The organism is uncultured Propionibacterium sp. (assembly GCF_963539965.1).
Taxonomy (GTDB): domain Bacteria; phylum Actinomycetota; class Actinomycetes; order Propionibacteriales; family Propionibacteriaceae; genus Propionibacterium.
Genome location: NZ_CAUTOU010000084.1, coordinates 1 through 8,383, shown reverse-complemented (window position 1 = coordinate 8,383; position 8,383 = coordinate 1). Strand labels below are relative to the sequence as shown.

General features: G+C 71.8%; 9 protein-coding genes. 8 read left to right on the top strand and 1 reads right to left on the bottom strand.

Going from position 1 to position 8,383, the window contains the following annotated elements; genetic code table 11:
* Positions 1-188: 188 nt before the first annotated feature.
* Positions 189-848 carry a TIGR03085 family metal-binding protein gene (locus tag R2N01_RS10465; RefSeq protein ID WP_316670941.1) on the bottom strand — a complete coding sequence of 220 codons (660 nt, stop codon included), beginning with the start codon at positions 846-848 and terminating at the stop codon, positions 189-191.
* Between the two features lie 88 nt (positions 849-936).
* Between R2N01_RS10465 and hisI the strand changes: the two genes are divergently transcribed.
* The 8 genes from hisI to R2N01_RS10425 all read left to right on the top strand — a co-directional run bounded on the left by hisI (position 937) and on the right by R2N01_RS10425 (position 8,260).
* Positions 937-1,329 (top strand): phosphoribosyl-AMP cyclohydrolase, encoded by a 393-nt coding sequence (hisI, locus tag R2N01_RS10460; RefSeq protein ID WP_316670938.1) that lies wholly within the window; start codon positions 937-939, stop codon positions 1,327-1,329.
* A complete protein-coding gene (locus R2N01_RS10455; protein WP_316670936.1) occupies positions 1,326-2,891 on the top strand; it encodes an anthranilate synthase component I in 1,566 nt (521 codons plus the stop codon). The genes hisI and R2N01_RS10455 overlap by 4 nt, the downstream gene beginning before the upstream one ends.
* Positions 2,888-3,682, top strand: coding sequence for an indole-3-glycerol phosphate synthase TrpC (locus tag R2N01_RS10450; protein ID WP_316670933.1), 795 nt, complete (start codon positions 2,888-2,890; stop codon positions 3,680-3,682). Before R2N01_RS10455 ends, R2N01_RS10450 begins: the two co-directional genes overlap by 4 nt.
* A 34-nt stretch (positions 3,683-3,716) precedes the next feature.
* A complete protein-coding gene (gene trpB / locus R2N01_RS10445) occupies positions 3,717-4,973 on the top strand; it encodes a tryptophan synthase subunit beta (RefSeq protein WP_316670931.1) in 1,257 nt (418 codons plus the stop codon).
* A complete protein-coding gene (gene trpA / locus R2N01_RS10440; protein ID WP_316670928.1) occupies positions 4,970-5,860 on the top strand; it encodes a tryptophan synthase subunit alpha in 891 nt (296 codons plus the stop codon). Before trpB ends, trpA begins: the two co-directional genes overlap by 4 nt.
* Entirely contained in the window at positions 5,857-6,849 is a 993-nt protein-coding gene (gene lgt, locus R2N01_RS10435) for a prolipoprotein diacylglyceryl transferase (protein ID WP_316670925.1), read from the top strand. The genes trpA and lgt overlap by 4 nt, the downstream gene beginning before the upstream one ends.
* A 279-nt stretch (positions 6,850-7,128) precedes the next feature.
* Positions 7,129-7,407: a hypothetical protein gene (locus tag R2N01_RS10430; protein ID WP_316670923.1), complete on the top strand. Its 279-nt coding sequence runs from the start codon at positions 7,129-7,131 to the stop codon at positions 7,405-7,407.
* Between the two features lie 157 nt (positions 7,408-7,564).
* The gene (locus tag R2N01_RS10425) at positions 7,565-8,260 is read left to right on the top strand and encodes a hypothetical protein (RefSeq protein ID WP_316670920.1); all 696 of its coding nucleotides are present in this window, start codon (positions 7,565-7,567) and stop codon (positions 8,258-8,260) included.
* The last annotated feature ends 123 nt before the right edge of the window (positions 8,261-8,383 follow it).

Here is an 8,383-nt window from a genome sequence, read left to right as displayed (position 1 = left end):
GACTGCCCTGAGCCGGCGGCCGGGCGCACCAGGCGCGCAGCAGGTCGGGGAACTGGCCGAGCACCGGATCGGACAGGCCCGCCCTGGTGCGGTGCCGCACGAGCAGACGGCGCACGCCGAGCCCGGGCGGGGCGGTGACGCGCGCCTCGGGACGATCGGCGCCGGTGACGACCGGCCGGGGAGGACGCTCAGATCCCCCTGGCGACCGCCTCGTCGACGAGGGCGAGCGGGCCCGCCTCGCCGATCAGCTCCACGTCGGCGTCGCGCCCGTACAGCCACATGGCCAGCTCGGCCGGGGTCCCGCGCACGACCACCTCCGGGCTGCCCTTGGCCAGCATGCGGATCTCGGCGGCGCCGTCGTCCCGGGCCAGCTTGAGGCCCACCTCGCTACGGCGGCCGATCATCTTGCCGATGCCGACGATGGCGCCCCAGGTCTGGTCGGACAGGGCGAACCGCCCCTCGGCGGACAGGGCTGGGCGCTCGAACGAGCCGGCGGGCTGGGCGCGGAGGAGATCCTCGTAGTGGATCAGGTACTCGATGCCGTTGACTCGCTTGTCGACGGCCCTCAGGCGCATGACGGACAGCCCGATAGGACCGCCGCGCAGGGTGGAGACGATCTGATCGAAGCCCTGCCGGGCCAGCAGCGTGCGCATACGAGCAGCGGTGATGGGCGCGAAGATCTCACTGAACATGCCCGGCGTCGACAGCGGGTCGTTCTCGCGGAGGAACAGGTGCGCCGCCAGGTCCTGGGCGGTCCAGCCCTCGCAGAGGGTGGGGGCCCCGGGGCCGACCTGCTCGAACAGGTCGCAGATCGTTGAGCGGTAGAAACCGGCGAGGACGAGCGTCATGAGGTGATTCTACGGCCCGGGTGCCATGGTCCGGGCCGCCATTCGGCGCGGAGGACGCCATGCGGACCGGTGGGGGACAATGGTCTCCATGTCGGCCGACGCCTATGAACTGCCACCCGGGATCGCCTCGCGCCTGAGGTACGACGGGGCCGGTCTGATCCCCGCCATCGCACAGGACGCCGCGAGCGGCCGGGTGCTCATGATGGCGTGGATGAGCGCCACCTCGCTGGCCATGACGCTGGCCACCCGCAGGGCCACCTATTGGTCGCGTTCGCGCTCCGAGCTGTGGGTCAAGGGCGCCACGAGCGGCCATACGCAGTACGTGCGCGATGTCCGGCTCGACTGCGACGGCGACACGATCCTGTTGAGCGTCGACCAGGTCGGCGGCGCCTGTCACACCGGTGCGCGGTCCTGCTTCGACACCGGTGGCCCGCTGCCGCTGGCCGGCGAGGACGCCCGAGCCGGGCGGGGGCGGGCATGAGTCCCGAACTCGAGATCGCTCCGGGCCTGGACGAGTTCATCGCCCTGGCGGCCGACCGCCGCGTCGTCGGCGTGCGGGCCCGCCTCCGCGCCGACGACCTGACTCCCGTCGCCCTCTACCAGCAGCTCACCGGCGGGCGGGAGGGCAGCTTCCTGTTCGAGTCGGTCGAGCGCGGGGTCTGGTCGCGCTGGTCGTTCGTCGGCGCCGCCTGCCCCTCGATCCTCACCGGTACGGCGGGGCGGAGCCGATGGCTCGGCCGTCCGATCGCCGGTCTGCCCGGGCGGGGGGCCCCGCTGTCGGTGCTCGGCGAGACGCTCAGGGCGCTGCACACGCCGGCCGATCCCGGACTGCCGCCGTTCAGCTCCGGCATGGTCGGCTATCTCGGGTACGACGTCAAACGCGAGCAGGAGCCCACCCTGGGCGCTCCGCTGCCGGACGACCTGGGCGTGCCCGACATGGTCATGATGCTGGCCGCGGACATGGCGGTCCTCGACCATGACGACGGCGAGGTCTGGCTCATCGCCAATGCGATCAACTTCGACGGCAGCCCCGAGCGCGCCGAGCGGGCCTGGGCCGACGCCACCCGGCGGGTCAGGGCGATGGCCGCCCGCCTGGGCGAGCCGCGCCCGGCCATGCTGGCCACCAGGGGCGAGCCCACCCCGCTCGAGGTCCGCGACCAGAGGGCCGCCGGGCAGTTCCAGGGGCTCGTCGAGACCGCCAAGCAGTACGTGCGCGCCGGCGACGTCTTCCAGGTGGTGCCCTCCCAGCGCTTCGACGTGCCGGTCACCGCATCGGCCCTCGACATCTACCGCGAGCTGCGCGTCACCAACCCCAGCCCGTACCTCTTCCTGCTGCGCCTGCCCGGCTTCGACCTGGTCGGCTCCAGCCCCGAGGCGCTCGTCACCGTCAAGGACGGGGTGGCCACGACCCACCCGATCGCCGGTACCCGTCCGCGCGGCAGGGACGAGGCCGAGGACCGCAGGCTGGCCGACGAGCTGCTGGCCGACGAGAAGGAGCGCGCCGAGCACCTCATGCTCGTCGATCTGGGCCGTAACGACCTGGGGCGCGTCTGCGCGCCGGGCACCGTCGCCGTCACCCGCTTCATGCACGTCGGGCGCTACTCGCACGTCATGCACCTGGAGGCCTCGGTCACCGGCGCCGTCCGCCCCGGCCTCTCGGGCCTGGACGTGACGATGGCGTGCTTCCCGGCCGGCACGCTGTCGGGAGCCCCGAAGCTGCGCGCCATGCAGATCATCGACGAGCTGGAGGTGGCCCGTCGGGGGCCGTACGGCGGGGTCGTCGGCTACTTCGACTTCGCCGGCAATGCCGACGCGGCCATTACGATCCGTTCGGCCCTGGTCAAGGACGGCGTCGCCCATGTGCAGGCCGGCGCCGGCATCGTGGCCGACTCGGTCCCCGATGACGAGGACGCCGAGACCCGCAACAAGGCGGCCGCGATGATCGCTGCCCTGGGCCGGGCGCAGACGAGCGTTCCGCTCGCCTCCGGGGGCGTGGTGAGGGTTCCGCCCGTTCCGGCCGCCACAGACGAGGAGCAGTCATGAGCACCGGCACGGTCCTGGACGAGATCATCGCCGGCGTGCGCGCCGACATGGCCGCGCGCGTGGTGCGCACCGCCCCCAGCCGGTTGGAGGCCGTCATAGAGGCGATGGGTCCGACGATCGATCCGCGCCCGCATCTGCGCAGCGCCGAGTCGGTGCGCGTCATCGCCGAGGTCAAGCGCTCCAGCCCGTCCAAGGGTCCCCTGGCCGAGATCCCCGATCCGGCCGGCCGGGCGCGGGCCTACGAGCGCGGCGGGGCCGGCGCCGTCTCGGTGCTCACCGAGCGGCGCCGCTTCGGCGGCCGGCTCGAGGACCTCGTGGCCGTGCGGGCCGGGGTCCGGGTCCCCGTGCTGCGCAAGGACTTCATCGTCGACCCCTACCAGGTGCTCGAGGCCCGCGCCGCCGGCGCCGACCTGATCCTGCTCATCGTCGCCGCGCTCGATGATGCGACCCTGCGCGCCCTGTACGATCAGGCGACCGGTCTCGGCCTGCTGCCGCTCGTCGAGGTGCACACCCCCGATGAGGCGCGCCGCGCGGCCGACCTCGGGGCCGAGCTCATCGGCGTGAACAATCGTGACCTGAGGACCCTCGACGTCGACCTGTCCCGGTTCGAGCGCATGGTCGGTCTTGTGCCCGCCGGGGCGATCACGGTCTGCGAGTCGGGCATTCTCACGATTGCCGATGTTGTACGCGCGCATGACGCCGGTGCGGATACGGTACTCGTCGGGGAGATGCTCGTGCGCAGCAGCGACCCGGCCGCCGCCGTGCGCTCCATGATGGCGGCCACCGGATGATGGTCACCGCGGAAGAGGAGGCGGGGAGGCTCCGATGAGTGAGATCGCCTCGGGCGTGCTGCCCGATGCCCTGGGCCACTACGGGCCGTTCGGCGGCCGGTTCGTGCCCGAGGCGCTGATGGCCGCGCTGCAGGAACTGACCGAGGCCTTCGAGGCCTCCCAGAACGACCCCGGATTCGCGGCCGAGCTCGCCGATCTGCAGGCCGACTACGCCGGGCGTCCCAGTCCGATCACCGAGGCCCGCAACTTCGGCGAGCGTCATTGCGGTGGCGCCCGCATTCTGCTCAAGCGCGAGGACCTGAACCACACCGGCAGCCACAAGATCAACAACGTGCTCGGCCAGGGCCTGCTGACCGGGCGCATGGGCAAGAAGCGCGTCATCGCCGAGACCGGCGCCGGTCAGCACGGCGTGGCCACTGCGACGATCGCCGCTCTGCTGGGCTTCGAGTGCCGGGTCTACATGGGCGGGGTCGACACCGATCGTCAGGCCCTCAACGTGGCGCGCATGCAGTTGCTCGGCGCCGAGGTCGTGGCCGTCGAGGCCGGCAGCGCCACCCTCAAGGACGCCATGAACGAGGCCATGCGCGACTGGGTCACCAATGTGGACAGCACCCATTACCTCATCGGTTCGGCCTCCGGGCCCTACCCTTTCCCGAGGATGGTCAAGGTCTTCCAGTCGGTCATCTCCGAGGAGTCCCGCGCCCAGATGCTCGACCGCTTCGGCGTCCTGCCCGACGCGGTCTGCGCCTGCGTCGGCGGCGGCTCGAATGCCATCGGCTCCTTCGCCGCCTACATCGGCGATGGAGACGTCGCCCTGTACGGCTTCGAGGCCGGCGGCAGGGGCGTCGAGACGGGGGAGCACGCCGCCTCGATCACCGGAGGTTCGGTCGGCGTCCTGCACGGCACCCGCACCTTCGTCCTGCAGGACGACGACGGCCAGACGATCGAGTCGCACTCCATCTCGGCGGGTCTGGACTACCCGGGGGTCGGTCCCGAGCACGCCTATCTGGCCGAGACCGGCCGGGCCCACTACGAGCCGGTCGACGACGACGAGGCCATGACGGCCCTCGACCGCCTGACCCGCTGCGAGGGCATCATGCCGGCCATCGAGTCGGCCCACGCTCTCGCCGGCGCCCAGCGCCTGGCCCTGCGCATGATCGAGGAGGACCCCGCCCACCGCCCGACGATCCTCGTGACCGTCTCGGGCCGCGGCGACAAGGACGTGGACACCGCGATGAAGTACTTCGGCGTGAGCGGCGACGTGGACGCCACGACCGGGAGGCTGTCATGACCGATCTGACCAGGCCCTTCGTGGACGAATCCCGGTTGGGCGTCTCGGGGCGCGCGGTGGCCGCCTGCCGTGCCGAGAACCGTGCGGCCCTCGTCGGCTACCTGCCCGTCGGCTATCCCGACGTGCCCGGTTCCATCGCCGCCATGGTCGCCCTCACCCAGGGCACTTCGGGCAGGGGCGTGGACGCGGTGGAGATCGGCATGCCCTACTCCGACCCGATGATGGACGGGCCGGCCATCCAGCACGCCGACACCAGGGCCATCGCGCGCGGCGTGCGCACCCGCGACGTCTTCTCGGCGGTCGAGGCGGTCGCCGCGACCGGCACGACCCCGCTGGTGATGATCTACTACAACCTCGTCGAGCACTACGGGGCCAGGGGCCGCAGGACCGACCCGGCCGGATCGGTGCGCGCCTTCGCCCGCGATCTGGTCAATGCCGGCGGCGCCGGCCTCATCACACCCGATCTGACCCCCGACGACGCCACGTTCTGGACCCTGGCCTCCGACGAGTTCGGGCTCGACCGCGTCTACCTGGTCGCCCCCTCCTCCACCGACGAGCGGATCGCCGAGACCGCAGCGGCCTGCCGCGGCTGGGTCTACTCGACGTCCGTGATGGGTGTCACGGGCGCCCGCTCGCAGATCTCCGACGCCGCGCCCAGGCTCGTCGAACGGGTCCGCCGGCTCGCCCCGGATCTTCCGGTCGGCGTCGGCCTGGGCATCTCGAACGGGGCCCAGGCCGGCCGGATCGGCGCCTTCGCCGATCTGGCCATCGTCGGCTCGGCCCTCGTCAAGCGGCTCATCGTCGCAGAAGACGCCGGCGGCGCATCGCTCGACGGGCTGCGCGTCCTCGTCGACGACCTCGCCGCGGGGGTGAGGACCGCCAGGTGACCACGCTGTTCCTGCCCAGCCCCCCGACCAGCTCCTTCTCCATGGGCCCGGTCACGATCCACTTCTACGCCCTGTGCATCCTGGCCGGCATCTTCCTGGCCTGGTGGCTGGGCCAGCGCCGGCTGCGCGAGCGCGGCGCGGAGCCCGGCAGGTTCGACTCGATGATGGGCTGGGCGGTCGTGTCCGGAATCGTCGGCGCCCGGGTCTACCACGTCATCACCGATCACCAGCTCTACTTCGGGCCGGGTCGCGACCCGGCCGACGCGTTGAAGATCTGGAACGGCGGTCTGGGCATCTGGGGCGCCGTCATCGGGGGCGGACTGGCCGTCTGGGTGTGGTGTCGGGTCCATCGGGTGCGCTTCGGCGCGGCGGCCGACGCCGTCGCCCCCGCCCTGCTCCTGGCCCAGGGCGTCGGGCGGCTCGGCAACTGGTTCAACCAGGAGCTCTTCGGCCGTCCGAGCACTCTGCCGTGGGCCCTCGAGATCGACCCCGCGCACCGGCCGAGCGGCTACGGCCAGTACGCGACCTTCCACCCGACCTTCGCCTACGAGCTGGTCTGGGACGTCGCCGGCGGCCTCCTCCTGCTGTGGGCGTCCGGGAGGTTCCGTCTGGGGCGGGGCAAGACCTTCACCGCCTACGTCGCCTACTACTGCCTGGGCCGTTTCTTCATCGAGGCGCTGCGCATCGACCCGGCCAACCGGATCGGCGGCCTGCGGCTCAACAACTGGACGAGCGCCCTCGGCTTCGCCCTCGCCGTCGCGCTGCTCTGCTGGCAGCTGAAGCGTCGCCCGGGCTGCGGCCCGCGGCTCGACGGGGCCCAGGACGCCGGTGAGCGCATGGCCTCCTGCTCGGCGGACGGAACCACCGGAACGACCGGTGCGCCGGTTCGTGTCCGGGAGCCCGGCGGCTCCGTCCCCGCCGAGGGCCCGGGACGGAACGCCGCCGGTGCGCAACCGGACCCGGATGAGGGGACGACGGGTCGTTCGTGAGGTCTAGCGGTCAGGACCTCCGGGGCCGGCAACGACCGGGTCCGGAACGCCGTGCGGGGGATGGCTCTCCGGACGGCGGGGCGGGGCTCGTGCGCGACGACCGCACCGGTCGGGCGAGTCGAGACGGAACGACGCCCGGGCAGAACCGGCCGGACGGCTTCTGCGGGCCTGACAAGGGTTTGACACACGGCCTTCCGAGAAAAACGATGGTTCTGTGCTCTCCGACGTCTGGAGACAGATTCCAAGGAGGAGGCGCCCGAGCTGTGTGAGGAGGAAACGATGCGGACTCTCAAAGTCTTTTCCGCGGGCCTGGCCGCCCTGGGTGCGTTCATGATCTCAGCGCCTCTTGCTGAAGCAGCTCCCGACCCGGGGGCGCAGCTTCCAACGGATTCCACCACGGCCGCCCTCGAGACACCAAGGGGCTACGCCGTCCAAGTGCAGAGGCCCGAACAGGCGATGGTGACGGCGGATCTCTCCGTCTCAGCCGGCGGGTGCATGGTCGGTGGTATCAGCGGTGCCTTCGGCGGCGCCGTGACGGGATTGATCGACTGCTGGTGACGCACCGGGGAGCGGGGGCAAGAGATGGTGAATGCCGACATCGGTGTGGTATCGGGGCTGATGGCAGTCGCCTTCATCATTCTTCTCAACGTCGGGCCGAGAGAGGGGAACTGGAAGCTCTGGGTGCTCCTGCTCGTCCTCCTCGCGGGCGCAGACCATGCTCGACACGCAGATCTACGCGGGGATCCGCGACGGGATCGGTTCGGCCGCCGGTCACGGAGTCGATCCGGCGGCAGTGGCGGGACAGATGCCAGAGGCGCTTCCTCAGGCGACGGTGACCGATCTGGTGCCCTGCTCCGAGGACGATCCGAGCGGGGCCGGCGCCACCGCTGCCGGGATTCCGCTCACGGTCGGCGCCCTGCTCGCCGGACTCACGATCGCCTACTTGGTCAAGGGTGTGTGGCGCAAGGCCGCCGCTGTGCTCGGACTCGGGGTCGGCGGGGGTCTGCTGCTCACCCTGATCCTGGACACCTGGCTCACGGCGTACCCGGGGCCGTTCGGCATCCTCTGGCTTGCCCTGGGCCTGTCCCTCATGGCGACGAGCGGGCTGTTCGCCGGCCTGCACTCCGCCTTCGGCGGGGTGGGCATAGGAATCGCGGCCGGAATCACATTGTTCGCCGCGATGCCCTGGGCCGCGTTCGCCATCCCTTACAAGTTCCTGCCCGCGGGTCTGGGGTACATCGGGCAGTGCCTCATCCCCGGCTCGACGACGACACTGGTCCGCGTCCTCAGTTACTTCCCCGATGCCAGTACGGCGGGCCAGTGGTGCGTGCTGTGCGCATGGGTCCTCGCGGGCGCCGCACTGCTGATCTTCGGGCGCCGCTCGAGCGTGCGGGCGCGCGAGGACGTCTGAGTTTCCAGGCGGGGTCGACGGCGGTCGGGCCCGGGCGGGGGGGGGGGCGGCGGAGCGCCCCCGGGCGGGGGGGTGGGGGGGTGTTCCAGGTGTCGCCCGAGGGGTGGGGGCGGTGGCGTCGGG

What these genes read in the sequence shown, in the direction of transcription:
- trpA (WP_316670928.1), top strand. Translation starts at nt 4,970, where the DNA reads ATGACCGATCTGACCAGGCCCTTCGTGGACGAATCCCGGTTGGGCGTC.
- R2N01_RS10455 (WP_316670936.1), top strand. Translation starts at nt 1,326, where the DNA reads ATGAGTCCCGAACTCGAGATCGCTCCGGGCCTGGACGAGTTCATCGCC.
- R2N01_RS10465 (WP_316670941.1), bottom strand. Translation starts at nt 848, where the DNA reads ATGACGCTCGTCCTCGCCGGTTTCTACCGCTCAACGATCTGCGACCTG.
- R2N01_RS10425 (WP_316670920.1), top strand. Translation starts at nt 7,565, where the DNA reads ATGCTCGACACGCAGATCTACGCGGGGATCCGCGACGGGATCGGTTCG.
- hisI (WP_316670938.1), top strand. Translation starts at nt 937, where the DNA reads ATGTCGGCCGACGCCTATGAACTGCCACCCGGGATCGCCTCGCGCCTG.
- R2N01_RS10430 (WP_316670923.1), top strand. Translation starts at nt 7,129, where the DNA reads ATGCGGACTCTCAAAGTCTTTTCCGCGGGCCTGGCCGCCCTGGGTGCG.
- trpB (WP_316670931.1), top strand. Translation starts at nt 3,717, where the DNA reads ATGAGTGAGATCGCCTCGGGCGTGCTGCCCGATGCCCTGGGCCACTAC.
- R2N01_RS10450 (WP_316670933.1), top strand. Translation starts at nt 2,888, where the DNA reads ATGAGCACCGGCACGGTCCTGGACGAGATCATCGCCGGCGTGCGCGCC.